This window comes from Blastococcus sp. SYSU D00813 (assembly GCF_054050735.1).
The window spans coordinates 76,193-102,194 of record NZ_JBJGZX010000005.1 but is presented as its reverse complement, the minus strand read 5'-3'; the positions used below and the strand labels follow the sequence as shown (position 1 = coordinate 102,194).

Below are 26,002 nucleotides of genomic sequence, written 5' to 3'. Positions count from 1 at the left end.
CTCAGCCCGCCGTCACCGCGAGCAGCGCGCCCGCGACCAGCACCGCGCCGCCGAGCATCCCCAGCGCGTAGGTGCGCACGAAGCCGGTCTGCGCCCGGCCCAGCCGCGCCGAGGAGCCGCCGAGGCCGGCGGCGAGGCCGTTGACCGCGCCGTCCACCCCGCGGTTGTCCACCCACACCAGCGCCCGGGTCAGCCACTGGCCGGGGCGCATGAACAGCGACTCGTTGATGGCGTCGGCGTACAGCGCCTTGCGCGCGGCCCGGGTGACCGGCGAGACCCGCGCGGGGGCCACCACCGGCACCTCGCGGCGGCCGACGAACAGCCAGGCCGCGAGGACGCCGAGCAGCATGACCGCGGTGACGACGACGCCCACGACGGCCGGCGCGACGACGTGCTCGGCCTCCTCCGGCTCCCCGAACACCGGCGTCAGCCACTCCTCGAGCGGGAAGACCTGCACCAGCAGGAAGCCGGCCGCGACCGAGCCGACGGCGAGCACGATCATCGGCACGGTCATCACCGACGGCGACTCGTGCGGGTGCGGCGTCGGCCGCCCCGGCGCCGAGGGCGCCCAGCGCGGCTGGCCGAGGAAGGTCATGAACATCAGGCGGGTCATGTAGAACGCCGTCAGCCCGGCGCCGAGGACGGCGACCCCGCCCAGCACCCAGCCGGAGACGCCGCCGTGGTCGAGCGCGGCCTCGATGATCGCGTCCTTGGTCCAGTAGCCGGACAGGAACGGGAAGCCGATCAGCGCCAGGTAGCCGAGCCCGAAGGTCACGAAGGTGACCGGGAGCTTCCGGGCCAGCCCGCCGAAGCGGCGCATGTCGACCTGGTCGTCCATGGCGTGCATGACCGACCCGGCGCCGAGGAAAAGCCCGGCCTTGAAGAAGCCGTGGGTCAGCAGGTGGGCCAGCGCGGCGACGTAGCCGGCGGGGCCCAGCCCGACGGCCAGGAACATGTAGCCGATCTGGCTGACCGTCGAGTAGGCCAGCACCTTCTTGATGTCGTCGTAGGCGCAGCCGGCGATCGCACCGATCATCAGCGTCACGGCGCCGACGACGAGGACGACGGTGCGCGCGGTCTCGGTCAGGTCGAAGACCGGCGCGGACCGGGCGATGAGGTAGACGCCGGCGGTGACCATGGTGGCCGCGTGGATCAGCGCCGAGACCGGCGTCGGGCCCTCCATGGCGTCGGGCAGCCACGCCTGCAGCGGGAACTGACCGGACTTGCCGCAGGCCCCGAGCAGCAGCAGGAGGCCGATCGCCGTCACCGTGCCGCCGGCCAGCAGGCCCACCGAGCCGAAGACGCCCTCGTAGGAGACGGTGCCCAGCTGGGTGAACATGATGAAGATCGCCAGGGCCAGGCCGACGTCGCCGACCCGGTTCATGATGAAGGCCTTCTTCGCGGCGGTGGCCGCAGCCGGGCGCTCGTGCCAGAAGGCGATGAGCAGGTAGGAGGCCAGGCCCACGCCCTCCCAGCCGACGTACAGGGCGACGTAGTTGTCGCCGAGCACGAGCAGCAGCATCGCCGCGACGAACAGGTTGAGGTAGGCGAAGAACCGCCGGCGGCGCGGGTCGTGCGCCATGTAGCCGATCGAGTAGACGTGGATGAGCGCGCCCACGCCGGTGATCAGCAGGGCGAACATGACCGACAGCGGGTCCACGAGCAACCCGGCGGAGACGTCGAGCGAGCCGGTGTCGACGAAGGTGAACAGGTCGACGGCGACCTGGCGCTCGTCGAGCTGGAACGCGCAGGCCAGCGCGATCACGAACGCCGCGGCCACCGTCCCGGTGCCCAGCAGGTGGCCCCAGCGGTCGGTGCGCCGGCCGCCCAGCAGCAGCACCGCGGCCCCGGCGAGGGGCAGCGCGATGAGCAGCCAGGAGGCGGAGATCAGCCCGTCAGCGGGCACGGTGTCCATCGACGCGGGTCCCGTCTCGTCAGTACTTCAGCAGGTTGGCGTCGTCGACGGACGCCGAGCGGCGGGTCCGGTAGATCGACATGATGATCGCCAGGCCGACCACGACCTCGGCGGCGGCGACGACCATGACGAAGAACGCCATGATCTGGCCGTCGATCGTGTCGGTCGCACGGGCGAAGGTGACCAGGGTCAGGTTCACCGAGTTGAGCATCAGCTCGACGCACATGAACACGACGATCGCGTTGCGCCGCACGAGGACGCCGACCGCGCCGATCGTGAAGAGGATGGCGGCGAGGACCAGGTAGTGGGCCAGCGTCATCGGTCGCCCCGCCCCCCGGGCACGTCGCTCGGCGTCCCGTCCAGGACACCGCGGGCGGCGTCGGGCGAGCCGAGCTGCTCCCGGCCGGTGGGGCGCGGCATCTGGTCGACCTCCTGGGGCTCGATGCCGGTGGCGAAGCTGTCCTCGGCCACCCGCCCGTCGGGCAGCAGCGCCGGGGCGGCGACCGAGTTGGCCCGGGCGTAGACGCCGGGGCCGGGCAGCGTCTGCGGCCGGTCGGTGGTGAGGAACCGGGCCCGCGACATCTCCTTCTGCGTCTGCCGGCCGCCGGGCTCGCGCTCGATGTGCGCGAGCACCATGGCGCCGACGGCCGCGGTGATCAGCAGCGCGCTGGTGACCTCGAAGGCCAGCAGGTACCGGGTGAACAGGACCTCGGCGATCTCCTGGATGTTGTTGTCGCCGCCGTTGCCGTCGCTCAGACCGCCGGCGGGCAGGTCCTGGGTGGCGCGGGCGATGCCGGCGCCGACGAGCCCGGCGAAGCCGACGCCGAGCGCGATGGCGGCCAGCCGCTGACCCCGCAGGGTCTCCACGACCGAGTCGGAGGAGTCCCGGCCGACCAGCATGAGCACGAACAGGAAGAGGATCATGATCGCGCCGGTGTAGACGATGATCTGCACCGCGCCGAGGAAGGGCGCCTGCTGGACGACGTAGAAGACGCCCAGCGAGAGCATGGTGGTGACCAGCCACAGCGCCGAGTGGACGGCGTTGCGCGAGAAGACCATCCCCAGCGCCCCGGCCAGCGCGACCGGTCCCAGGACCCAGAAGACGACGGCCTCGCCGGTGCCCAGCGAGACGCTGGTGTCGGCGGCCGCGGCCAGCGCGGTCACGGGTTCTCCCCGCGCTGGGTGGCGGCCAGGTAGTAGTCCTTCTCGTCGTCCCCGAGCCGCATGGCGTGCGGCGGGGCCTCCATGCCGGGCAGCAGCGGGGCCATGAGCTGTTCCTTGGTGTAGATCAGGTCCTGCCGGTTGTCGTCGGCCAGCTCGAAGTCGTTGCTCATCGTCAGCGACCGGGTCGGGCACGCCTCGATGCACAGCCCGCAGAAGATGCAGCGCAGGTAGTTGATCTGGTAGACGCGGCCGTAGCGCTCCCCGGGCGAGTAGCGGGCGTCCTCGGTGTTGTCACCGCCCTCGACGTAGATGGCGTCGGCCGGGCAGGCCCAGGCGCACAGCTCGCAGCCGACGCACTTCTCGAGGCCGTCGGGGTGCCGGTTGAGCACGTGCCGCCCGTGGTAGCGCGGCTTGGTGACCTTGGGGACCTCGGGGTACTCCTCGGTGGTCACCTTGCGGAACATCTGCGCGAAGGTGACGCCGAACCCCTGGCCCGGCGCGGGCAGCAGGCTCTTGCGCTTGGCGGGCGCGGCGTCGGGCCGCCGTCCCGCCCGCTCGACCTCGCCGCCCCGGACCGCCTGGGCGAGACCCTTCTGCTCGCCGCCGGTGGTCGGGCCCTGGTCGGGCCGCGGATCAGACACTGCCGTCCTCCATGCCGTTGGTCGAGGCGTCGGTGCGGGTGCTGCCGCGGCGGCCGGTGGCGACCACGCCGCTCTCGCCCCGGGGCGCGGCGCCCACGGGCTCGGCGCGCCGCAGCCGCGGCGACGGCGGCACCTGCAGGTCCATCGGCGGGACGGGGAAGCCGCCCTCGGCGCGGCTCGGGCCGCTGCGCTGGGCCGGCCGGCGGCGCGGCCCGCCCACCGGCGGCAGCACCTCCGGCTCCGGCTCGGTCGCGTGCACGGCGCCGGCGGTGGCCGCCTCCGCCATGATCCGGGTGTCGCGGTTGCCCGCCCGGCCGAACAGCCACAGCCCGCCGAGCACCAGCAGCGCGATGGGCACGCCGACGAACAGCGCCACCTGCCCGGTGGAGAGGTCGGCCTCGCGGGAGACCGTGCGCATGGTGGCCACGGCGAGGATCCACACCAGCGCGGTGGGGACCAGCACCTTCCAGCCGAAGCGCATGAACTGGTCGTAGCGGAGCCGGGGCAGCGTGCCGCGCAGCCAGATGAAGACGAACAGCGCCAGCACGACCTTGAGGAAGAACCAGAGCATCGGCCACCAGCCGGAGTTGGCGCCGTCCCAGATCGACAGCGGCCAGGGGGCGCGCCAGCCGCCGAGGAAGAGCGTGGCGGCCAGGGCCGAGACGGTGACCATGTTGATGTACTCGGCGAGGAAGAACAGGGCGAACTTCAGCGACGAGTACTCGGTGTGGAAGCCGCCGACGAGCTCGCTCTCGGCCTCGGGCAGGTCGAACGGCGCCCGGTTGGTCTCTCCCACCACCGCGATGGCGTAGATGACGAAGCTGACCGGCAGCAGGATCGCGAACCAGCTGGGGCCGGTGAACTCCAGGCCGAAGAACGAGACCTGGTTGCCGTCGGCCTGCGCGGCCACGATCTCCGAGGTCGACATCGTGCCGGCGTAGAGGAAGACCGCGACGATCGACAGGCCCATCGCGATCTCGTAGCTGACCATCTGGGCGGCGCTGCGCAGGCCGCCGAGCAGCGGGTAGGTCGAGCCGGAAGCCCAGCCGGCCAGCACGATGCCGTAGACGCCCATCGCCGAGCAGGCCAGGACGATGAGGACGCCGATCGGGGCGTCGGTCAGCTGCAGCGGCGTCCGCTCGCCGAAGATGCTCACCGTCGGACCCATCGGGATGACCGAGAAGGCCAGGAACGCCGGCACCGCGGAGATCACCGGGGCCAGGAAGTACACCGGCTTGTCGGCCAGCGCCGGCATGATGTCTTCCTTGAACGCCAGCTTCAGCCCGTCGGCCAGGCTCTGCAGGTAGCCGCGCGGGCCGACCCGGTTGGGGCCGATCCGCTGCTGCATCCGCGAGACGACCTTGCGCTCGAAGACGATGGCGAACAGCGTCATCAGCACGAGGACGACGAAGACGCCGACGATCTTGATGAGGACGATCCACCAGACGTCGTTGCCGAAGTCCTCGAGCGTCGGCTGCTCGGGGCTGGCCAGGACGGTCACGCGGCACCTCCGACGGACAGGCGGACGACGCCGCCGGGCTGCGTGCCGAGCCGGCTGCGCACCTCGCTGCCGGGTGAGCGCATCGGCAACCAGACCACGCGGTCGGGCATCTCGGTGACCAGCACCGGGAGCGTGATCGAGCCGGCCGCGCCGGTCACGGTGAGCCGGTCGCCGTCGGTGACACCCAGGCGCGCCGCTGCCTCCCGGCCGAGCCGGGCCACCGGCGGGCGGGCGGTGCCGGCGAGCTCGGGCTCGTCGCGCTGGAGCGTGCCGACGTCGAGCAGCTGCCGCCAGGAGGCGAGCACCGCCTCGTCGTCCCGCGGGGTGGCGTCGGCCGCCGGCGGCACGTCGAGGCCGGTCACGGGCGCCACGGTGGCCGGCAGCCCCAGCGTGCCCAGCTCGGCCTGCGCGGCCTCGACGACCGGCAGCCGCAGGTCGACGCCCATCTCCTCGGCCAGCCCGTGCAGCGCCCGGCCGTCGGTCAGCTGGCCGGTGCCGTGCAGCGTGGCGTCGAAGGACCGCACGCGGCCCTCCCAGTCGAGGTAGCTGCCGGCCTTCTCCGGCGCCGCGGCGACCGGGAGGACGACGTCGGCGTGCTCGGTGACCGCACTGGGCAGCATCTCCAGGCTGACGACGAAGCCGGCCGCCGCCAGCGCCGCCTCGGCCAGCCGCGGGTCGGGCAGGTCGGCCGGGTCGACCCCGCCGACGAGCAGCCCGCCCAGGACGCCGTCGCGCGCGGCGGTGAGGATCGCCGTGGTGTCGCGGCCGGGGGCGGCGGGGAGCTCCTCGAGACCCCACAGGGCGGCGACCTCCGCGCGGTGCGCGGCCTCGGTCACCACCCGGCCGCCGGGCAGCAGCCCGGGCAGGGCCCCGGCCTCGACCGCGCCGCGCTCGCCGGCCCGCCGCGGCACCCAGGCCACGCGCGCGCCGGTGACCCGGGACAGCTCGGCCAGGGCGCTGAACGCGCCGGGCACCTCGGCCAGCCGCTCGCCGGCGAGCACGACCGCGCCCGGCTGCTTCAGGGCGTCGACCGCCGGGCCGCCCCAGGTGCCGGCCGCGAGCGCGGCCAGCGAGCGGGCCTCGGTGCCCGGCAGCGTGCCGAGGACGGTGGCCTGCAGCTTGACCGCGGCGCGGGTGGCGAACGGCGCGAGGTCGAACACCGGGAGCCCGCGGGTGCGCACCGCGCGGCGCAGCCGCAGGAAGACGATCGGCGACTCCTCCTCCGGCTCGAACCCGGCCAGGAGCACGGCCGGGGCCGCGCCGAGGTCGTCGTAGGTGACCGCGCCGACGCCGGGGAAGCGGCCGGCGACACGGGCGGCGAGGAAGGCCTCCTCCTCCGCGGAGTGCGCGCGGGCGCGGGCGTCGACGTCGTTGGTGCCCAGCACCACGCGGGCGAACTTGGCGTAGGCGTAGGCGTCCTCGACGGTCAGCCGGCCGCCGGGCAGCACGCCGACCCCGCCGGCGGCCCGGGCCGCCGCCAGCCCGGCCGCGGCCGCCGCCCAGGCCTCGGGCCACGAGGCCGGCTGCAGGACGCCGTCGCGGCGGACCAGCGGGGTGGTCAGCCGCTCGTTGGCGGTGGTGTAGCGGAAGGCCCAGCGGCCCTTGTCGCAGTTCCACTCCTCGTTGACCTGCGGGTCCTCGCCGGCGAGCCGGCGGAGCACCCTGCCGCGGCGGTAGTCGGTGCGCTGCGCGCAGCCCGAGGCGCAGTGCTCGCAGACGCTGTCCTCGCTGCGCAGGTCGAACGGGCGGGAGCGGAACCGGTACTGGGCGCTGGTGAGCGCACCGACCGGGCAGATCTGGGTCGTGTTGCCGGAGAAGTAGGACTCGAACGGCTCGTCCTCGTAGATCGCCACCTGCTCCAGCGCGCCGCGCTCGAACAGCTCGATGAACGGGTCACCGGCGACCTGCTGGGAGAAGCGCGTGCACCGCGCGCACAGCACGCAGCGCTCGCGGTCGAGCAGCACCTCGCTGCTGATCGGCAGCGGCTTGGGGTAGGTGCGCTTGACGTCGACGAAGCGGCTCTCGGCGCGGCCGTTGCTCATCGCCTGGTTCTGCAGCGGGCACTCGCCGCCCTTGTCGCAGACCGGGCAGTCCAGCGGGTGGTTGATGAGCAGCAGCTCCATCGTGCCCTGCTGCGCCTTGTCGGCGACCGGGCTGGTCAGCTGCGTCTGCACGACCATGCCCTCGGTGACCGGCATGGTGCAGGAGGCCACCGGCTTGCGCTGGCCCTCGACCTCGACCAGGCACTGGCGGCAGGCGCCGACCGGCTCGAGCAGCGGGTGGTCGCAGAACCGCGGGATCTGCACGCCGATCATCTCGGCCGCGCGGATGATCAGCGTGCCCTTGGGCACCGCGACGTCGAACCCGTCGATGGTGCAGCGGACGGCGTCCGGCGGGGTGTGCGGGCCGGGGGCACCGGGCGGGACGGCCGCCGCCGGCTCGGGGCTGACGAGTGTCACGAGGCTGCCCCCACGGGCTCGAGGCGGAGGGATCGGCCGAGCCGGGCCTGCTCCTCGGGGGGCAGCAGCGCGACGTAGTCGTCCCGGAAGTACTTGAGCGAGCTGGCGATGCAGCTGGTGGCACCGTCGCCGAGGGCGCAGAACGACCGCCCCAGGATGTTGTCGCAGGTGTCGGTCAGCAGGTCGAGGTCGGCCGCGGTGCCCCGGCCCTCGACCAGCCGCTCGAGGATCTGGACCAGCCAGTAGGTGCCCTCGCGGCACGGGGTGCACTTGCCGCAGCTCTCGTGCGCGTAGAACTCGGTGAAGCGCAGGGTCGCCTCGACGATCGAGTCGGTCTCGTCGAACACCATGAGCGCGGTGGTGCCGAGCATGGAGCCCGCAGCGGCCACCGAGTCGAAGTCGAGCGGGACGTCGAGGTGCTCGGCGGTGAAGTACGGCGTCGACGAGCCGCCCGGCGTCCAGAACTTGAGCTCGTGCCCGGGCCGGATGCCGCCGGCCATCTCGAGCAGCTCGCGCATCGTCGTCCCCATCGGGGCCTCGTACTGGCCGGGACGGACGACGCGGCCCGACAGCGAGTAGATCTTCGGGCCGGGCGACTTCTCCGGCCCGAACTCCTTGAACCACCCGGCGCCGCCGCGGACGACGAACGGCACGCTGGCCAGCGTCTCCACGTTGTTGATCACCGTCGGGGCGCCGTAGAGACCGGCGACCGCGGGGAACGGCGGCTTGAGCCGCGGCTGCCCGCGGTAGCCCTCGAGCGAGTCGAGCAGCGCCGTCTCCTCGCCGCAGATGTAGGCGCCGGCACCGGCGTGCACGACGAGCTCCAGGTCGTAGCCCGAGCCGAGGATGTTCGTGCCGAGGTAGCCGGCGGCGTAGGCCTCCTGCGCGGCGCTGACCAGCCGGCGGTGGGCGTGCACCGCCTCGCCGCGCACGTAGATGACCGCGAAGTGGCACCGGATGGCGTAGGCGGAGATGATCACGCCCTCCACCAGGGAGTGCGGGTCGGTCATCATCAGCGGCAGGTCCTTGCAGGTGCCCGGCTCGCCCTCGTCGGCGTTGACCACGAGGTACTTGGGCTTGGCCGCCGGGCCGGTCGGGGTCTCCCCCGGCTTGGGCTGCGGGATGAAGCTCCACTTCATGCCGGTCGGGAAGCCGGCGCCGCCGCGGCCGCGCAGGCCGGAGTCCTTCACCAGGGTGACCAGCTCGTCGGGCGCCATGCCCAGCGCGGTGCGCAGGGCGGAGTAGCCCTCGAGCGACTCGTACGTGGACAGCCGCCAGGGCTGGTCGGCGCCCCAGCGCGAGGTGAGGACGGGGGTGAGGGGCATGTCAGGCCTTTCCGGGGCCCGGGGTGGACCGGGGGTGGGCGGCGGGACCCTGACCACTGGTGCCCGGCTCGCTTCCTGCAGGGGTGTCGGTGCCGGCGCGCTGGCGCCCGCGCGGCTGCCCGTACTCGGCGCCGCGGTCGGGGTGGGCCTGCGCCGCGCCGGCGCGCTCGGCCGGGGTGTCGGCGGCGGCGACGCGGGCGTCACCGGCCTCCTTCTCCGGGGTCTCGCCGGTCCGGCCCGAGGGCCGCACCGTCTCGCGCGGCTCGCCGGCGTCGGCCGGCTCGGACGGCGTCCCCGCGGGCATGGGCGGGGCCGCCTCGCCGCGCTCGGCGGCCAGGTGGACGCCGATCAGGGTCGGGCCGGCCTGCCAGGGGGCGTCGACGGCGGCGTCGGCGGCCTCGCCGTCGGCCCACTGGGAGAAGCCGGCCAGCTGGCGGGAGACGCCGCGGAAGTCGGTGAGCGGCGCGCCACGGGTGGGGTGCGGCTTCTCACCCCGGCGCAGCGCCGCCACCAGCTCGCGGGCGCTGTCGACGTCCTGCTGGTCGTAGAACTCGTAGTCGACGGTGACCACGGGCGCGTAGTCGCAGGCGGCCAGGCACTCGGCGTGCTCGAGGGTGACCGAGCCGTCGGCGGCGGTCTCGTCGTGGTGGACGCCGAGGTCGGCGCTGAGCGCCTCGTAGATGCGCTGCCCGCCGAGGACGTTGCACAGGGTGTTGGTGCACACGCTGACCAGGTGCCGGCCGGTGGGGCGGCGCTTGTACATCGTGTAGAAGGTCGCGACCGCGCCGACCTCGGCCTTGGTCAGGCCCAGCTCCTCGGCGCACAGCGCCACGCCCTCGGGGGAGACGTAGCCCTGGACCGACTGCACCAGGTGCAGCATCGGCAGCAGCGCCGAGCGCGGCTGCGGGTAGCGGGCGATGATCTCGCGCGCCTCGAGCCGGGTCTGCTCCGTCAGCGGCGGGAGCTCCGCCAGCGTCTGCGCCGCAGAGTCGACGGGCGTGTCGACCAGGCCGGTCGTGGCGGCACCCTCCGGCGAACCGGGCAACGCGCTCACCGGTCCACACCTCCCATCACCGGATCGATCGACGCGATTGCCGCGATGACGTCGGCGATCATGCTGCCCTCGCTCATCGCGGCCGTGGCCTGCAGGTTCACGAAGCTGGGGTCGCGCACGTGGACGCGCCACGGCCGGGTGCTGCCGTCGCTGACCACGTGGTAGCCGAGCTCCCCGCGGGGCGACTCGACGGGCACGTACACCTGGCCGGCGGGCACCCGGAAGCCCTCGGTGACCAGCTTGAAGTGGTGGATCAGGGACTCCATCGAGCCGGCCATGATGTGCTGCACGTGCTCCAGCGAGTTGCCCATCCCGTCGGCGCCGAGCGAGAGCTGGGCCGGCCAGGCGATCTTCTTGTCCTCGACCATGACCGGGCCGGGCTCGAGCCGGTCCAGCGCCTGGGCGACGATCTTGAGCGACTCCTGCATCTCGGCCATCCGGACCAGGTAGCGGCCCCAGGCGTCGGAGGTGTCGGCGGTCGGCACCTCGAAGTCGTAGGTCTCGTAGCCCAGGTACGGCTCGACCTTGCGCAGGTCCCAGGGCAGGCCGGCGGCCCGCAGGCAGGGGCCGGTGACGCCGAGCGCGACGCAGCCGGTGACGTCGAGGTAGCCGACGTCCTTGAGCCGGCGCTGCCAGATCGGCTGGCCGGTGAGCAGCCGGTGGTACTCGGCGAGGCGGCCGGGCATGACCGCCAGCCACTCGCGGATCGACTCCACCGCGCCAGGCGGGAGGTCCTGGGCAAGCCCGCCGGGACGGATGTAGGCGTGGTTCATCCGCAGCCCGGTGATCTCCTCGAGCAGGTCGAGGCACAGCTCGCGCTCGCGGAACCCGTTGGTCATCGCGGTGAGCGCGCCGAGCTCCATGCCGCCGGTGGCCAGGCCCACCAGGTGGGAGGCGATCCGGTTGATCTCCATGACCAGCACGCGGATCGTCTGCGCCCGCCGCGGCACCTCGACGCCGAGCAGCTTCTCCACGGCCATGCAGTAGCCGGCCTCGTTGTACAGCGGGGCCAGGTAGTCCATCCGCGTCACGAAGGTCGTGCCCTGGGTCCAGTTGCGGTACTCGGTGTTCTTCTCGATGCCGGTGTGCAGGTAGCCGATGACCACCCGCGCCTTGGTCACCGTCTCGCCCTCGAGGTCGAGCACCAGCCGGAGGACGCCGTGCGTCGAGGGGTGCTGCGGCCCCATGTTGACGACGAGCCGCTCCTCGCCGGTGAGGTCGGTGCCGAACGTCTGGTCCCAGTCGCCGCCGGTGACCGTGTAGACGCGGCCCTCGGTGGTCTCGCGGGAACCGGCGTAGGGGTCCTGCGTGCTCGTCATCGGTGGCCCCTCATCGGTAGGCCCTGCGGGTGTCGGGCGGCGGGATGGTCGCGTCGTGGTACTCCACCGGGACCCCGCCGAGGGGGTAGTCCTTGCGCTGGGGGAAGCCGTCCCAGTCGTCGGGCATGAGGATCCGGGTGAGCGACGGGTGGCCGTCGAAGACGACGCCGAACATGTCGTAGGTCTCGCGCTCGTGCCAGTCCGCCGTCGGGTACACGCCGGTCACCGAGGGCACGTGCGGGTCCTCGGCGGTGACCGCGACCTCGAGCCGGATGCGGCGGCGGTAGGTCATCGAGGTCAGGTGGTAGACGACGTGCAGCCGCGGCCGGCCGGGCGCGACGGCCGGGCCGCCGCTGTCGAGGTAGTCGACGCCGGAGACGCTGGAGCACAGCTCGAAGCGCAGCGCCTCGTCGTCCCGCAGCGCCCGGACCAGCGTGAGCAGGTGCTCGCGGGGGACGAAGTAGGTGATCTCGCCGCGGTCGACGAGCACCCGCGAGACCGCGACGGCGTAGGTGGCCTCGCCCACCGCCTCGATCAGCGCGTCGGTGACCTCGTCGAAGTAGCCGCCGTAGGGGCGCTCGGTCGAGTGCAGCGCGACCGCGCCACCCGGCTCGACGCGGACCAGGCCGCCGAAGCCGGAGGTGTCGCCGCTGCCGCTGACGCCGAACGCGCCCTTGCGGAAGCCGCCGGACGGCGCGGCCGCCCCCTGCCCGGCGTCGGTGCCGGACCGGTCGCCGGGGCCGGTCACCGCGGGCTCCGCACGTAGGGCTCGGGCAGGAGCACGGCCCGGCCGCCGCGCTGCTCGATGGCGAACTGGCCGCTGCGGCCCTCGGCCGCCGCCTGCTCGTAGGCCAGCCGGGCGGCCTTGTCGACGCGGACGCTGGAGGGCATCTCCACCAGCAGGTCCTTCGCGGTGCCGTCCTCGCGGGCGCGGGCGAGGGCCTTCTCCCGCTTGGGCCCCAGCGGCTCGTGCTGGATCTTGTAGTGCAGCTTGAGGATCGCGTCCATGAGCATCTCCGGCCGCGGCGGGCAGCCGGGCAGGTACATGTCCACCGGGACGACGTGGTCGACGCCCTGCACGATCGCGTAGTTGTTGAACATCCCGCCGGAGCTGGCGCACACGCCCATGGCGAGCACCCACCGCGGCTCGGGCATCTGGTCGTAGATCTGGCGCAGGACCGGCGCCATCTTCTGGCTCACCCGGCCGGCGACGATCATCAGGTCGGCCTGCCGCGGGGAGGCCCGGAAGACCTCCATGCCGAAGCGGGCCAGGTCGTAGCGGCCGGCACCGGTGGCCATCATCTCGATGGCGCAGCAGGCCAGGCCGAACGTGGCCGGCCAGAACGACGACTTCCGCGTCCAGTTGACCAGCTTCTCCACCGTCGTCAGCAGGACGCCGCTGGGCAGCTTCTCCTCGAGGCCCATGGCTCAGATCCCCACCTTCGGAAGTCCCACGATCAGTCCCATTCCAGTCCGCCCCGCCGCCACACGTAGGCGTAGGCGAGGAAGACGGTGCCGATGAACACGACCATCTCGACCAGCCCGAAGACGCCGAGCGCGTCGTTGGCGACCGCCCACGGGTAGAGGAAGACGATCTCGATGTCGAAGACGATGAAGAGCATCGCGGTCAGGTAGTACTTGATCGGGAAGCGGCCGCCGGTGAGCGGCTGGTCGACCGGCTCGATCCCGCACTCGTAGGCCTGCAGCTTGGCCCGGTTGTACCGGCGGGGGCCGATGAACGGGGCCGCGGTGACCGAGAAGAGCGCGAAGGCCGCGGCCAGGGCGAACAGGCCGACGATCGGCACGTAGGTCGACAGCATCAGCGGCACCCTACGGTGACGACGGTCACGGACATCGAGCGTCGAGCACGCGCCGTGTCGAATCGGTATCGGATCGTCATGTCGACCTCACACCGCCGGGGTCAGTCGGGTCAGGACGGCCAGCGCCCGGTCGAACCGGTCTCCCTGGGCGCCGTCGGACAGGTTGCCCATCAGCCGCAGCGCCCGGCTCACCAGGGCGGGGCGCTTGAGGCCGTGCGCGGTGGCGAAGCGGACGACGTCGGGCCGGTCCAGCAGCGCCAGGAAGCCCATGCCGAGCCGGTGGTGGCGCCCGTACTCGGCGCGCAGCCGGGCGGGGTGGCGGCGCAGCGCCGCCTCGCGCGCGGGCCCCTCGGGCAGCCGGAGCGCCTCGGCCGCCGCCTCGGCGGCCATCCGCCCGGTCTCCAGCGCGTAGCTGATGCCCTCGCCGTTGAACGGGTTCACCGTGCCGGCCGAGTCGCCGGCCAGCAGCAGGCCGCGGGTGTAGGCCGGGCCGCGGTGCAGCGCCATCGGCAGGCCGGCGCCGCGCAGGGGGGTGACGGCGTGCTCCTCGTCGAGCTGCCACTCCGGCGGGAGGGTGGCCAGCCACTGGCGCAGCACGGCGCGCGGCTCGGCGCCGGTGCCCCGGCGGGTGTCGAGCAGGCCGAAGCCGACGTTCGCGGTGCCGTCCCCCATGCCGAACGACCAGCCGTAGCCGGGCATGGAGTCGGCGCTGGGCCCGTCGGCGGAGAGGTCGAAGGAGATGTCGAGGTAGGGGTCGTCGGCCCTCGGCGTGCGCACGTACCTGCGGACGGCGACCCCCAGCGGGCGGTCCTCGCGCCGCACCAGGCCCAGCGACTTGGCCAGCCGGCCCGACAGCCCCTCGGCGGAGACGACCAGCGGCGCCCGCCAGGTCGCCGGCTCCTTCGCCGGGCCGACGAGGGCGTGCACGCCGGCGACCCGCCCGGCGTCGTCGAGGAACGGGTCGGTGACCTGCACGCCGGTGTGCACCCGGGCGCCGGCGGCCGCGGCGTGGTCGGCCAGCAGCGTGTCGAGGTCGCTGCGGGTGCGGATCAGCCCGTAGGAGGGCCACGAGCGCAGCTGCGGCCAGTCGACCTCGACGACCTCGCCGCCGCCGAAGACCCGCAGCCCGCGGTGGCGCACCCAGCCGGTCGTGTCGACGCCGAGGTCGTCGAGGGCCTTCACCCCGCGCGGGGTCAGCCCGTCGCCGCAGACCTTCTCGCGCGGGAACGCCGCCTTCTCCAGGACGACGACGTCGAGGCCGGCGGTGGCCAGGGTCCGGGCCGCGGCCGAGCCGGCCGGCCCCGCGCCGACCACCACGACGTCGGCGCGCAGCTCCTCGCTGCGCGGCGCCTCGGTCAGCGGCGTGGGCACGTCGACATCCCCTCGGTGGTTCCCGGTGAGCTTGTGAACATTTTCACGAAGTCGTCCGGTCCGAGCCTACGCCGCGGTGTGAGCCACGGAACAAGCCCCCCGTGACCAGGTTCACGCGGGCCGGCGCGGCGGCGGCGCCGCCAGGGCGGCCACCACCTCGTCGTCCGCCGTCGGGGAGAAGTCGCGGTAGGCCTGCCCGACGGCGCGGAAGCCGGCCGGGGCGGCGAGGCAGACCAGCGCGTCGACCTCGGTCGCGAGCTCCGCGGCCACCCGAGGGGAGGCCACCGGCACGGCGACCACGACCTGAGCGGGGTGCCGCCGCCGCACGGCCGCCAGCGCCGCCCGCATCGTCGAGCCGGTGGCCAGGCCGTCGTCCACCACGACGACCGTGCGCCCGCCGAGGGCCGGTGCCGGGCGGCCGGTGCGGTACGCCGCCGCGCGGCGGGAGAGCTCGGCGAGCTCCCGGTCGCGGACGGCGGTGAACGTGGCGGCGTCGACCGCCAGCGCGTCAGCGACCTCGGGCGTGCGGACGGTCTCGACGGCGTCCCCGATCGCCGCGACCGCACCCATCGCCAGCTCGGGCCGGCCGGGCGCCCCGAGCTTGCGGACGACGAGGACGTCCAGCGGCGCGTGCAGCGCGGCGGCCACCGGCGCGGCGACCACCACGCCGCCGCGGGGCAGGCCGAGGACGACCGGCTCGGCGGCCATCCGTCCGGCGAGCGCCTCGGCCACGGCGCCGGCGAGGGCGCGGCCGGCCTCGGCGCGGTCGGCGAAGCGCATGCGCCGAGGGGTCAGGCCGGTCCGGGAACCGGGTGCGCTGGTCTCGTCATGGACCGACGCTATGCCGCCGGTCCGGCGGCGGCCAGGGTCGTCGCGCCCCCGCCCGGCGCCGGCTACGGGCGGCGGGCGCGGTGCAGCGCGACGATCCCGCCGGTCAGGTCGCGCCAGGCGACGTCGGCCCAGCCCGCGGCCTGCACGCGGGAGGCCAGCGACGCCTGGTCGGGCCAGGCCCGGATCGACTCGGCGAGGTACACGTAGGCGTCGGGGTTGCTGCTCACCGCCCGGGCGATCCGCGGCAGCGCCCGCATCAGGTACTCGAGGTAGACGGTCCGGAACGGCGCCCAGGTGGGGCTGGAGAACTCGCAGACGACCAGCGTGCCGCCCGGCCGGGTGACCCGCAGGAACTCGCGCAGGGCCGCGTCGGGGTCGGCCACGTTGCGCAGGCCGAAGGAGATGACGACGGCGTCCACGCTCGCGTCGGCCAGCGGCAGCGCCATCGCGTCCCCGGCCACCTTGGGCACCTGTCGCGCGGCACCGGCGCGCAGCATGCCCTGCGAGAAGTCGCACGCGACGGCGGTCGCGCCGCCGGCGGCCAGCTCCACCGTGGAGACCGCCGTCCCGGCGGCGACGTCGAGCACGGTCTGGCCCGGCCGGGCTCCCACGGCCTCCCGGGTGGCCCGCCGCCAGCCGGCGTCCAGGCCGCCGGAGAGCACCGTGTTGGTGACGTCGTAGCGTCGCGCGACCCGGTCGAACATGGCCGCGACCTCGGCCGGGGCCTTGTCCAGACCGGCCCGGAGCCCGGCGGTGTGTGCGTCGTCTCGCCGGTCTCCCACGGCAGCGACGCTACCCGGCTGCCTACATTGGACCCGTGACGACGGCGGCGGTGACCTCCCCGGACGCGGCCGCGTCCGCGGTCACGACCGTCGAGCTCCCGGACGCCCCGGAGCTGCTGCGTCTGCTGCCGGCGCAGGGCGCGCTCTCCTGGGTCCGCCGCGGCGAGGGCCTGGTCGGCTGGGGAGAGGCCGCCCGGCTCGAGGTCTCCGGCCCGCGCGCGCTCGCCGAGGCCGCCTCCTGGTGGGCCGGCCTGTCGGCCGAGCTGGCCGCCGCCGACCCGGTCGCCGTCCCCGGGTCCGGCCCGGTCGTCTTCGGCAGCGTCGCCTTCGACCCCGAGGCGGGCACGTCGGTGTTCGTCGTCCCGGAGGTCGTCGTCGGGCGCCGCGACGGCGTGGCATGGATGACCACTGTCGGCGACCCCGCCCCGCTGCCGGCGCGCCCGGAGCCGGCCCAGTCCCCCGGCCGGCTGCGCTACGCCGACGGCGCGCTCGACCCGGCGTCCTGGTGCGCCGCGGTGGCCGCGGCCGTCCGCCGCATCGCCGCCGGCGAGCTCGACAAGGTCGTGCTGGCCCGCGACCTGCTCGTGACGGCCGACGTGCCGCTGGACCCGCGCCGCCTGCTGGACCGGCTCGCCGCCCGCTTCCCCGGCTGCTGGACCTTCGCCGTCGACGGCCTGCTCGGCGCGACGCCCGAGCTGCTGCTGCGCCGCACCGGCCGGGAGCTGTCCTCCCGGGTGCTCGCCGGGACCGCCCCGCGCGGGGCCGGCGCCGACGACGAGCGCCTGGCCGCCGCCCTGCTCGCCTCCCCCAAGGACCGCGCCGAGCACGCGCTGGCCGTGGAGTCGCTGGTCCGGGCGCTGGAGCCGTACTGCAGCGAGCTGCTCGCGCCGGCCGAGCCCGAGCTCCTCACGCTGGCCAACGTCCGCCACCTGGCCACCGACGTCACCGGCACCCAGCGCCGCGCCGGCCGGGCCGGCCGGGCGTCGCTGCTCGACCTGGTCGCCGCGGTGCACCCGACCGCCGCGGTCTGCGGCACCCCGCCGGACCGCGCGGCGGCCGTCATCGGCGAGCTCGAGGGCATGGACCGCGGCCGGTACGCCGGGCCGGTCGGTTGGCTCGACACCCGCGGGGACGGCGAGTTCGGGCTGGCGCTGCGGTGCGCGCAGCTGTCGCCCGACGACCCGGCGAGCGCCCGGCTGTTCGCCGGCTGCGGCATCGTCGCCGGCTCGGACCCGGCCGCCGAGCTGGCCGAGACGCAGTCGAAGTTCGCCGCGTTCCAGGCGGCGCTGGAGGGCTGACCCGCGGGGTCAGCGCAGCAGCTTCTCGACGGCCGCCGCGCCCAGGCCGACCTCCTCGTAGTGCCGGCGGGCCAGCTCGAGGTAGTCGTAGGCGTCGAAGGTGCCGCTGGGCTGCCCGTCCTCGTCGAGCCAGATGAGCGGGCCGGTCACGTTGAAGTGCACGCGCATCGGCTCGTCCGACTCGTGCGCGACGAGGGTGTGGGCCTCTCCGGGGGTCTCGTAGACGAAGCAGCCGCGGGTGGCCACCCAGTCGTGCTCCAGGTAGCTCCACTTCCCCGACAGCGTGTACCCGAAGACCTGGTGCGGGTGGTAGTGCCGGTTGACCAGCCCGGCCTGCTTCGCCATCAGGACGTCGGCCCAGCGGTTCTGGGTGAGCGAGATCCACAGCGGCCGCGAGCCGACGGTCTCCGACAGCGGGATGTAGTAGCGGTCGTCGTCGTCGAGGGTGTCGGGCAGGAAGATCTCCGGCGCCGCATCGGCGCGGAACACGTTCTCCAAGGGCTTGAGGTCACCCCAGAACTCCCCGCCGTTCGGCTCCGGACTCACCATGGTGGGCTCCCCTCCCGCTCGACTCGTGACGACGGTCACAGCCTGCTCCGCGGGAGCGCGCGGCGCACCAGCAACGGGCGCAGCTCCGGGGACGGTGTCGTTTCCGTCCAAGACCCGGCCGTCCCGGCCCCCTAGCGTCATGGGCAGTCGGGAGGCGCGGAGGGCGCCTCCCCGGGCCGGGGGGACGCGGGTCCCCCCAGGAGCGGAGAGGTGCACCATGGCGCGCGAGCTCGTCTGGACCGGTTTCATGACCCTGGACGGTGTCGTCGACTCCCCCGGCGGCGCGGTCGAGGGCCACCCCAGCGGTGGCTGGGTGCTGAGCACGCCGTTCGTCCCCCAGTCGTTCGCCCTCAAGGCCGAGGAGCTCGAGGAGACCGGTGCGCTGATGTTCGGCCGGCGCAGCTACGAGGCGTTCGCGAGCACCTGGCCGGGCTCCGAGGACCACGCCGCCTACCGCGACCTGCCCAAGTACGTCGTGTCGAGCTCGCTCGGCGAGGACGCGCTGGTCGACGGCTGGGGCCCGCAGGAGGTCCTGCGGTCCACCGAGGACGTCGCCGCGCTCAAGCAGACCGACGGCGGCGCGATCTTCGTCCACGGCAGTGCCGAGCTCGCGCGGAGGCTCGCCGACGCCGACCTGGTCGACCGCTACAACCTGCTGGTGTTCCCGGTGCTCCTCGGGTCGGGCAAGAGCCTGTTCAGCCGGGCCGACCGCGACCGGCAGCAGCTGTCGCTGCGGGAGTCGGAGTCCTACTCGAACGGCGTCCTCAAGGCCGTCTACGACGTCGTGCGCTGAGCGGTCAGCGCGAGCGCACCGCCGGTCCCGCTGCGCAGCTGACCGGCGGTGCGCCCGACGTAGCGCCGCAGCGCGCGGGCCAGGTGCGGCTCGTCGTAGTAGCCGAGCTCGGCGACGACGCCGGCGGCGGTGGCCCCGCCGAGCAGCAGGGTGGTCGCGGCCCGGGCACGCGCGATCTGCTCGACCGCGCCCCGGGTCAGGCCGGTCGCGGCGCGGAACCGGCGCTCGACGGTGCGGTCCGAGCCGGGCACGCCGCTCCCCCGCAGGGCCGCGGTGACGAGGGGGTCGCGCTCGACCACCCCGCTGCGGACGAGCCGCTCCACCAGGGCCTCGGCGTCGTCGGGCCCCGGGGTCTCCCAGCGGTCGCCGAACAGCGTGAAGTGCCGGCCCGTCGTGCCGGGGAGCTCCAGCCCCGAGTCCACGAGGGCCGGGGTGGGCGTCGTCCGCAGGCTGGTGCCCACGGCGAACTGGATGCCGAGGAAGACCGCGCCCTCGGGCACCGCGGCGGTGCTCGTGCGGGTCTCCGGTCCCGTGACCGCCGCGTGCGCCGCGCCGTCCTGCTCCCAGAAGACGAGGCCCCAGGTCTCCGACGCCACCGACGTCATCTGCGACACCGCGTCGCTGCGGCTGGTCCAGACGGCGTCGACCCACGGCGAGTCGGACGCGCGCGTCTCGATCTCCAGGCCCACGCCGACAACCTACGGCGACGGCACCCCCGGCGGCGGCGACCGGCGGTCGTCCTCACCGCGCTCGATGCGGGCGGCGCGCTCACCGCGCGTCGGGCTCCTGCGGTGCAGCTGCCCGTTGGCGCGGGCCAGGCGTGCGGCGTTGGCCACCCACACGCCCACCAGCCCGCCGATCACCACGACGGCCACCACGATCCAGATCCAGGTCACGACGACTCCTCCCTGGGCGCTCGCCGCGCTGCCGCGGCCGTGAACACCCGATCGGTCGTGCCCTACCCATCGGCCCCCGGCGCACGCCTCCCCCGGGTCAGCGGCCCTGCCAGGCGGCCCACAGCGCGGCGTAGCGGCCGCCGGCGGCGACCAGGTCGGCGTGGGTGCCCTCCTCCGCCACCCGACCGGCGTCGAGGACGACGACGCGGTCGGCCCGCAGCGCCTGGGTGAGCCGGTGCGCGACGACCAGCGTCGTGCGGCCCGCGGTCGCGGCGAACGCGGCCTCCTCCAGGTCGCGGGCGCCCGCGCTGCCCGCCTCCGCGGTCGCCTCGTCGAGCACCGCGACCGGGGGGTCGGCGAGCACGAGGCGGGCCAGCGCCAGCTGCTGGGCCTGGGCCGGGGTCAGGGCGGTGCCGCCCTCGCCGACCCGCGTCGCCGTCCCCTGGGGCAGGGCGGCCACCCACCGCGCGCCGACCAGCGCCAGGGCCGCCTCGACGTCGGCGTCGGTGGCGTCGGGGCGGGCGAGCCGGACGTCGTCGGCCAGGGTGCCGGCGAAGACGTGCACCTCCTGGCTGACCAGCGCCACGCGGTCGCGCAGGCCGCGGCCGGGCAGCTCCCCCGCCGGGACGCCGTCGACCAGCACCTCGCCGGCGGTGGGCTCCAGCGCGCCGGCCAGGACGGCGGCCAGGGTGGTCTTGCCCGCCCCGCTGGCGCCGACCAGGGCGACCCGCTCCCCCGGCGCGATGCGCAGGTCCACGTCGGCCAGCACCGCCGGCCCGTCGCCGTAGCGGTGCCCGATGCCGCGCAGCTCCACGGCCGGCCGGTCCGGGCCGGCCGGGCGCTGCGGCACGACGCCGGGGTCGGGCAGGTCCACGACGCCGACCAGGCGCACCAGCGCCGCGCCCGCCGCCTGCACCTCGTCGAAGGTGAACAGCAGCACGCCCAGCGGGGCGAACAGCCGGTGGAACAGCAGCGCCGCCGTCGTCACCTCGCCGACCGTGCCCACGTCCCAGCGGACCAGCAGGAACCCGACGCCCAGGACGGCGGCGAGGCCGAGGTACTCCGACCGGTTCATCCGCCAGCCGAAGTCGGTGTAGAGCCGGAAGACGCCGATCCCCACGTCGCGCGCGGCCGCCGACCGGCGGGCCACCTCCGCGGCGTGCTGACGGCTGCGGGCGTAGGCGCGGATGGTGTCGGCGCCGTGCACCGCCCCGAGCAGCCCGTCGGCGCGCTCGGCGACCACCACGCGCTCCCGGGCGTACACCGGTGCCGACCGCGGCAGGTACCAGCGCAGCGCGAGCCCGTAACCGGGCAAGGCCAGCACCCCGGCTACCGCCAGCCGCCAGTCGAGCGCGCCGAGGCCCAGCAGGGTGAGCAGCACCGCCAGCCCGGCGCCGACCACCTCGGGCAGGCCGGTGCTCACCGACTCGCTGACGCGGGCCACGTCGTCGCCGACCCGGGACACCAGGTCGCCGGGGCGGACGCGGTCCAGCACCGCGGTGTGCAGGTGCAGCACGCGGGCGACCACGGCCTCGCGCAGGCGGGCGAGCAGCGACTCCCCCAGCCGGCTGGTCGCCACCGCCGACGCCCCGACGAGGACCGCGCTGAGGACGGCCGCCACGGCCAGCGCGAGCAGGTACCCGCCGATCGACCCGCCCTCGGCGACGGCGTCCACGAGGCGGCCCAGCACCGCGGGCGCGACCAGCCCGGAGGCCGCGGACGCGACGGCCAGGACGACGGCGGCGACCACGTGCAGCGGCCGGTCGGCGGCGTACCGGCCGACGACCCGCGCCGCCCGCCGGCCCGTGGCGGTGGGCAGCAGCTCCGCCGCCGTCGCGCCGGGGGCGGTCCCGACGGCCGCGGGCTCCAGCGCCCCGGCGGTCACCGGAGCACCGCCGTCCGGTAGGCGTCGGCGGCCGAGAGCTCCGCGTGCGTGCCGCCGGCCGCGACCCGCCCGCCCTCCAGCAGCAGGACCCGCGCGCAGCGGCCCAGCAGCGCCGGGCTGCTGGTGACCAGGAGCGTCGTCCGGCCGCGGCGCAGGTCGGCGACCCCGGCGGCGATGGCCTCCTCGGTGACGGCGTCCACGGCCGTGGTCGGGTCGTGCAGGACCAGCACCGGCGGGGCCTGCAGCAGCGCCCGGGCCAGCGCCACGCGCTGGCGCTGGCCGCCGGAGAGGCTGCGCCCGCGGTCGGCCACGGCCCGGGCGGCGCCGTCGGGGTGGCCGGTGAGCACGTCGCCGGCGGCGGCCGCGTGCACCGCCGCGAGGAACCGGTCGTCGTCCGCGGCGCCGTCGGGGTCGACCGCCGTGCGCACGGTGCCCTCGAACAGCACGACCGCGTGCGGCTCGACCAGGACGGCGCGGCGGACGGCCGCGGGGTCCAGGTCGCGGACGTCGAGCCCGTCGACGAGGACCTCCCCGCGGACCTCCCCGGCCGGGAGCCGCCCGGCCAGCAGCGCCACCAGCGCCTCGGCGTCCCGGGGGTCGGGGGCCACGACGCCGACCAGCTCCCCCGGCGCCACGGCCAGCGACAGCCCGTCCAGCGGGCCGGCCACGACGTCGCGCAGCTCCAGCCGGCCCTCCCCGGCGGGGGCCCGGCCGGCCCCGCCGTCGGTGAGCACCGGCCTGGCCAGCACCTCGGCGATGCGGGCGGCCGACGCCTTCGCCTCGGCGTACTTCTGGCCGGCGAAGCCGAGCAGCCCGACCGGCTCGGCGAGGAACTGCGCGAGGCCCACGACGGTGACCAGGTCACCCACGCCGAGCTGCCCGTCGAACGCCAGGGCGCCCGCCGCGCCGGCGACCGCGGTGAGGAACAGGCCGCTGCCCAGGGTGGTGACCCCGCGGTAGACCCCGACGGCGCGGGCGGCGTGCAGGGTCGAGGCCAGCGCGGCCCGGCTGGTGCGCCGGTACCGCTCGGTGGCCGCGTCCTCCGCGCCCACGCCGCGCAGCGCCCGCACGCCCTGCACCAGGTCGGTGGCCATGCCGGCGGTGCGCGCGACGTCCTCCTGCTGGGCGCTCGTGCGGCGGGTGAGCAGCGGGGCCAGCAGCTGGAGGGCGCCCACCAGCAGCGGGGCGCCGACCAGCACCGCGAGCCCGAGCGGCACGTGCACCAGGAGCAGGGACACCGCCGCGACGACCAGGGCGGTCGTGCCGGCGACGACCACGGACGCGGCCTCGATCACCCGGCCGACCCGGTCGGCGTCGGAGGTCGCGGTGGACAGCAGCTCCCCGGTCGGCGGCGGGTCGGCCAGCCCGCGCGGGTCGAGCACCCGCTCGGTGACCTCCACCCGCAGCAGGTGGGTCTCCTCCCACCAGGCGGCCACGACGGCCCGCGCGCCGAAGCGGTAGGCCTGGGAGAGGACGACGAACAGCAGGCCGGTGCCCAGCAGGGCGACGACGAGCGCGGGGACCTCGCCGGTGGCGACGGCGCGGTCGATGGTCAGCCCGATCGCGACCGGCACCAGCGCCTCGCAGGCCTGGTGCAGCGACAGCAGCAGGACTGCGGCCAGCAGCCGCCGCGGGTGCCGCCGCAGGGCCCGCCGGAGCAGGGTGCGCGCCGTGGGAGGCAGGGCTCCTCCTCCGACGGCGGGCGACAGGTCAGGGCACCCTAACCTGCGCGGCGGGCAGCCCTCACGCGCGTTCCTCCAGCGCCGCCTGCGCGGCCTCGCGCAGCCGGACGGCGAGGTCGGCCTCGGCCCGCTGGTCGGTGCGGACGACGAGCACCCGCCGGCCGCCGCCGGCCAGGGCCGCGGGCAGGTCCGCGGCGCCGGGGAGCTCCTCGGCGGGCCAGCCCAGCGCCCGGGCGACGGCGGCCAGGTCGCGGCCGTGCGGGGTGCCGAACACGCGCCGGTAGTCGTCGGCGTACCGCGGCCGGCCCGGCTCGAGCTGGGCGAAGATGCCGCCGCCGTCGTTGTCGGGGACGACCACGGTGAGGTCCGGCTCGGGCTCGCCCTCGCCGGGCAGCAGTCCGGTCAGGTCGTGCAGGAACGTCAGGTCGCCCAGCAGCGCGACCGCCGGCCCGCCGCCGGCCCGCCGGTGCGCCAGCGCGGCGCCCGCCGCGGTGGAGACCGTGCCGTCGATGCCCGCGACGCCGCGGTTGGCCAGCACGGTGAGGTCGCCGCGCGGCACCGCCAGCCGGTCGACGTCGCGGACCGGCGTGGACGAGCCGAGCACCAGCAGCCCCCCGGCGGGCGCGGCGGCCACGACGTCGCGGGCCAGCCGCGCGGCGGTCCGGGGCTCCCGGGCGAGCACGGCGTCGACGGCCGCGCCGGCCCGGCCCGCGGCCTCGGTCCAGGCCGCGGCCCAGTCCGGGTCGGCCGGGGTGCCGGTGACCGGCAGCGCGCCGACCGCGGCGGCGGTGCGCCCGGCGTCGGCCCAGCGCGAGCCGGCCGGGACGACCTCCACGCGGACCGCGGGGTCGGCCAGCAGCGCGTTCACCGGGCGGGCCAGCGTCGGCCGGCCCACGACGAGGACCCGCTCGGGCCGGTGCCCGGCCAGCCAGCCGGCGGAGCCGAGCAGCAGCGCCCCGCCGCGCAGGCCCGCGCCCCAGGCGCCGCTGCTGGGTTCGGCGACCACCGGCCAGCCCGACCGCCGGGCCAGCGCGGCGGCCGCCGCGCCGAGGGCGGCCGGGGCGTCGCCGGCGACGACGACGGTGCGCGCGGGTCCGGCCGGCAGCGGGGCGGGGCCGGGGGCGCCGGGCTCGCCGGCGGTCCACGGCGCCCCGCCGGCGCGGCCGGCCCAGGCACCCTCGGCGGCCGCCGGCCCGTCGGGCAGCAGCGGCTCGCGGAACGCCAGGTTCAGCTGGACCGGGCCGGGGTCGCCGGAGACGACGCCCCGGGCGACCAGCAGTGCCCGGGCGACCAGGGCGCGCCAGTACCGGTTCTGCGGCTCCTCGCGGCCGGCCTCGGGCACCCCGACGTCCGCGGTGAACCGCACCGCGCCGCCGTAGAGGCCGGGCTGGTCGATCGTCTGGTTGGCGCCGGTGGCCCGCAGCTCGGGCGGCCGGTCGGCGGTGAGCGCCACCAGCGGGACGCCGCTCGCGTCGGCCTCCAGCACCGCGGCGTGCAGGTGCGCGGTCGCCGTCCCGGAGGTGGTGAGCACCGGTACCGGCCGGCCCGAGGCGCGGGCTAGGCCGAGGGCGAGGAAGGCCGCCGTCCGCTCGTCGGTGCGCACGTGCAGGGCGAGCCGGCCGGCCCGCTCGGCGGCGGCGAGCGCCAGCGCGACCGGCGCCGAGCGCGAGCCCGGCGCGACCACCGCGTCGGTGACGCCGCCGCGGAGCAGCTCGTCGACCAGCACGGTGGCCAGCGCGGTGGAGGGGTTCACGCGGCCGCCCCGTCCCGGACCGTCGCCAGCCGGGCCCGCCAGCGGGCGTCGACCTCGGCCGGCGCGGCGAGCTCGGCCAGCCGGTCCGGGACGACGGTGCGCACGGGCAGCGCGCCGCCGGCGGGCAGCAGGGGGTCGGCGGTGACGTCGCCGGTGAACAGCGCGACGGTGGCCAGCCCGCAGGCGAAGGGCAGCTCGGGCAGCGCGGCGGCCAGCGCGACGCCCGCGGCGATGCCGACCGAGCTCTCCAGCGCCGAGGACACCACGCACGGCAGGCCGTGCGCCGCGGCCACCTCCAGCGCCGCCCGCACCCCGCCCAGCGGCTGCACCTTGAGCACGACCACGTCGGCGGCCTCCCGCAGGTCGACCCGCAGCGGGTCGGCCGAGCGGCGCACGCCCTCGTCGACGGCGACCCGGACGTCGACCCGGCGCCGCAGGGCGGCCAGGTCGGTGAGCGTGGGGCAGGGCTGCTCGACGTACTCGAGGCCGCCCGCGGCCGCGTCGAGGTCGCGGATCCGCGCGGCGGCGGTCTCGGGGTCCCAGGCGGCGTTGGCGTCGACCCGCACCGCGCCCGCCGGGCCCAGGGCGTCGCGCACCGCCTCGACCCGCGCGAGGTCGTCGGCCGCCGTCTGCCCGGGCTCGGCCACCTTGACCTTGGCGGTTCGGCAGCCGGAGGCGGCGACGACCGCGTGCGCGCGCTCCGGGCCGACGGCGGGGACGGTCACGTTGACCGGCACCGTGGAGCGGACCGGCGGCGGCCAGCCCTCGACGGCGGCCTCGCGGGCGGCGGCCCACCACCGGCGGCTCTCGGCGGCGTCGTAGTCCCAGAACGGGCTGAACTCACCCCAGCCGGCCGGCCCGTGCACCAGCACCCCGTCGCGGACGTCGATCCCGCGGAACCGGGTGCGCAGCGGGACCGAGTACACGGCGACGGCGTCGATCCCCGCCGCGTCCGCCACAGAAA

Annotated in this window: 24 protein-coding genes; 2 read left to right on the top strand and 22 right to left on the bottom strand. The window is 75.8% G+C overall.

What is annotated here, in order from left to right; translation table 11 throughout:
• Position 1: 1 nt before the first annotated feature.
• From nuoL to ACI8AX_RS05170, 15 genes are all read right to left on the bottom strand, one after another.
• Entirely contained in the window at positions 2-1,915 is a 1,914-nt protein-coding gene (gene nuoL / locus ACI8AX_RS05240; protein ID WP_456548740.1) for an NADH-quinone oxidoreductase subunit L, read from the bottom strand.
• A gap of 19 nt (positions 1,916-1,934) precedes the next feature.
• Positions 1,935-2,234: an NADH-quinone oxidoreductase subunit NuoK gene (gene nuoK / locus ACI8AX_RS05235; RefSeq protein ID WP_456548739.1), complete on the bottom strand. Its 300-nt coding sequence runs from the start codon at positions 2,232-2,234 to the stop codon at positions 1,935-1,937.
• The gene (locus tag ACI8AX_RS05230) at positions 2,231-3,079 is read right to left on the bottom strand and encodes an NADH-quinone oxidoreductase subunit J (protein WP_456548738.1); all 849 of its coding nucleotides are present in this window, start codon (positions 3,077-3,079) and stop codon (positions 2,231-2,233) included. Before ACI8AX_RS05230 ends, nuoK begins: the two co-directional genes overlap by 4 nt.
• A complete protein-coding gene (gene nuoI / locus ACI8AX_RS05225; RefSeq protein WP_456548737.1) occupies positions 3,076-3,720 on the bottom strand; it encodes an NADH-quinone oxidoreductase subunit NuoI in 645 nt (214 codons plus the stop codon). Before nuoI ends, ACI8AX_RS05230 begins: the two co-directional genes overlap by 4 nt.
• The gene (gene nuoH, locus ACI8AX_RS05220; RefSeq protein WP_456548736.1) at positions 3,713-5,221 is read right to left on the bottom strand and encodes an NADH-quinone oxidoreductase subunit NuoH; all 1,509 of its coding nucleotides are present in this window, start codon (positions 5,219-5,221) and stop codon (positions 3,713-3,715) included. Before nuoH ends, nuoI begins: the two co-directional genes overlap by 8 nt.
• Positions 5,218-7,680 carry an NADH-quinone oxidoreductase subunit G gene (locus tag ACI8AX_RS05215; RefSeq protein WP_456548735.1) on the bottom strand — a complete coding sequence of 821 codons (2,463 nt, stop codon included), beginning with the start codon at positions 7,678-7,680 and terminating at the stop codon, positions 5,218-5,220. Before ACI8AX_RS05215 ends, nuoH begins: the two co-directional genes overlap by 4 nt.
• The gene (gene nuoF, locus ACI8AX_RS05210) at positions 7,677-9,005 is read right to left on the bottom strand and encodes an NADH-quinone oxidoreductase subunit NuoF (RefSeq protein ID WP_456548734.1); all 1,329 of its coding nucleotides are present in this window, start codon (positions 9,003-9,005) and stop codon (positions 7,677-7,679) included. The genes ACI8AX_RS05215 and nuoF overlap by 4 nt, the downstream gene beginning before the upstream one ends.
• Before the next feature lies 1 nt (position 9,006).
• Positions 9,007-10,059, bottom strand: coding sequence for an NADH-quinone oxidoreductase subunit NuoE (nuoE, locus tag ACI8AX_RS05205; RefSeq protein WP_456548733.1), 1,053 nt, complete (start codon positions 10,057-10,059; stop codon positions 9,007-9,009).
• Positions 10,056-11,378 carry an NADH-quinone oxidoreductase subunit D gene (locus ACI8AX_RS05200; protein ID WP_456548732.1) on the bottom strand — a complete coding sequence of 441 codons (1,323 nt, stop codon included), beginning with the start codon at positions 11,376-11,378 and terminating at the stop codon, positions 10,056-10,058. The genes nuoE and ACI8AX_RS05200 overlap by 4 nt, the downstream gene beginning before the upstream one ends.
• Before the next feature lie 10 nt (positions 11,379-11,388).
• Positions 11,389-12,126 carry an NADH-quinone oxidoreductase subunit C gene (locus tag ACI8AX_RS05195; RefSeq protein ID WP_456548731.1) on the bottom strand — a complete coding sequence of 246 codons (738 nt, stop codon included), beginning with the start codon at positions 12,124-12,126 and terminating at the stop codon, positions 11,389-11,391.
• A complete protein-coding gene (locus ACI8AX_RS05190) occupies positions 12,123-12,803 on the bottom strand; it encodes a NuoB/complex I 20 kDa subunit family protein (protein WP_456548730.1) in 681 nt (226 codons plus the stop codon). The genes ACI8AX_RS05195 and ACI8AX_RS05190 overlap by 4 nt, the downstream gene beginning before the upstream one ends.
• A gap of 32 nt (positions 12,804-12,835) precedes the next feature.
• Entirely contained in the window at positions 12,836-13,198 is a 363-nt protein-coding gene (locus tag ACI8AX_RS05185) for an NADH-quinone oxidoreductase subunit A (protein ID WP_456548729.1), read from the bottom strand.
• An 87-nt stretch (positions 13,199-13,285) separates the two neighbouring features.
• Positions 13,286-14,569 (bottom strand): geranylgeranyl reductase family protein, encoded by a 1,284-nt coding sequence (locus ACI8AX_RS05180; protein ID WP_456548728.1) that lies wholly within the window; start codon positions 14,567-14,569, stop codon positions 13,286-13,288.
• A gap of 111 nt (positions 14,570-14,680) precedes the next feature.
• Positions 14,681-15,349 (bottom strand): phosphoribosyltransferase, encoded by a 669-nt coding sequence (locus tag ACI8AX_RS05175; RefSeq protein WP_456548727.1) that lies wholly within the window; start codon positions 15,347-15,349, stop codon positions 14,681-14,683.
• Between the two features lie 113 nt (positions 15,350-15,462).
• Complete coding sequence (locus ACI8AX_RS05170) at positions 15,463-16,182, bottom strand: demethylmenaquinone methyltransferase (RefSeq protein ID WP_456548726.1); 720 nt, start codon at positions 16,180-16,182, stop codon at positions 15,463-15,465.
• Positions 16,183-16,217: 35 nt separating this feature from the next.
• On the opposite strand from ACI8AX_RS05170, the gene ACI8AX_RS05165 reads away from it, so the two are divergent.
• The gene (locus ACI8AX_RS05165) at positions 16,218-17,480 is read left to right on the top strand and encodes an isochorismate synthase (RefSeq protein WP_456548725.1); all 1,263 of its coding nucleotides are present in this window, start codon (positions 16,218-16,220) and stop codon (positions 17,478-17,480) included.
• A gap of 9 nt (positions 17,481-17,489) precedes the next feature.
• Here the strand turns inward: ACI8AX_RS05165 and ACI8AX_RS05160 are convergent, their stop codons facing one another.
• A complete protein-coding gene (locus tag ACI8AX_RS05160; RefSeq protein WP_456548724.1) occupies positions 17,490-18,029 on the bottom strand; it encodes a 2,4'-dihydroxyacetophenone dioxygenase family protein in 540 nt (179 codons plus the stop codon).
• A 217-nt stretch (positions 18,030-18,246) separates the two neighbouring features.
• Here ACI8AX_RS05160 and ACI8AX_RS05155 point away from each other — a divergent pair, with 217 nt between their 5' ends.
• Entirely contained in the window at positions 18,247-18,822 is a 576-nt protein-coding gene (locus ACI8AX_RS05155; RefSeq protein ID WP_456548723.1) for a dihydrofolate reductase family protein, read from the top strand.
• Here ACI8AX_RS05155 and ACI8AX_RS05150 read toward each other — a convergent pair.
• The 6 genes from ACI8AX_RS05150 to ACI8AX_RS05125 form a co-directional block, all read right to left on the bottom strand.
• Positions 18,804-19,511, bottom strand: a complete 708-nt coding sequence (locus tag ACI8AX_RS05150; RefSeq protein WP_456548722.1) for a helix-turn-helix domain-containing protein — start codon at positions 19,509-19,511, stop codon at positions 18,804-18,806. The two genes, ACI8AX_RS05155 and ACI8AX_RS05150, sit on opposite strands and share 19 nt — an antisense overlap.
• Positions 19,512-19,520: 9 nt before the next feature.
• The gene (locus ACI8AX_RS05145; RefSeq protein WP_456548721.1) at positions 19,521-19,718 is read right to left on the bottom strand and encodes a hypothetical protein; all 198 of its coding nucleotides are present in this window, start codon (positions 19,716-19,718) and stop codon (positions 19,521-19,523) included.
• 97 nt (positions 19,719-19,815) lie between these two features.
• Entirely contained in the window at positions 19,816-21,603 is a 1,788-nt protein-coding gene (locus ACI8AX_RS05140) for an ABC transporter ATP-binding protein (RefSeq protein WP_456548720.1), read from the bottom strand.
• Complete coding sequence (locus ACI8AX_RS05135) at positions 21,600-23,213, bottom strand: ABC transporter ATP-binding protein (protein ID WP_456548828.1); 1,614 nt, start codon at positions 23,211-23,213, stop codon at positions 21,600-21,602. The genes ACI8AX_RS05140 and ACI8AX_RS05135 overlap by 4 nt, the downstream gene beginning before the upstream one ends.
• Before the next feature lie 133 nt (positions 23,214-23,346).
• Entirely contained in the window at positions 23,347-25,038 is a 1,692-nt protein-coding gene (gene menD / locus ACI8AX_RS05130) for a 2-succinyl-5-enolpyruvyl-6-hydroxy-3-cyclohexene-1-carboxylic-acid synthase (RefSeq protein ID WP_456548719.1), read from the bottom strand.
• On the bottom strand, positions 25,035-25,997 hold the full coding sequence (locus tag ACI8AX_RS05125; RefSeq protein WP_456548718.1) for an o-succinylbenzoate synthase: 963 nt from the start codon (positions 25,995-25,997) through the stop codon (positions 25,035-25,037). The genes menD and ACI8AX_RS05125 overlap by 4 nt, the downstream gene beginning before the upstream one ends.
• Positions 25,998-26,002: the final 5 nt, after the last annotated feature.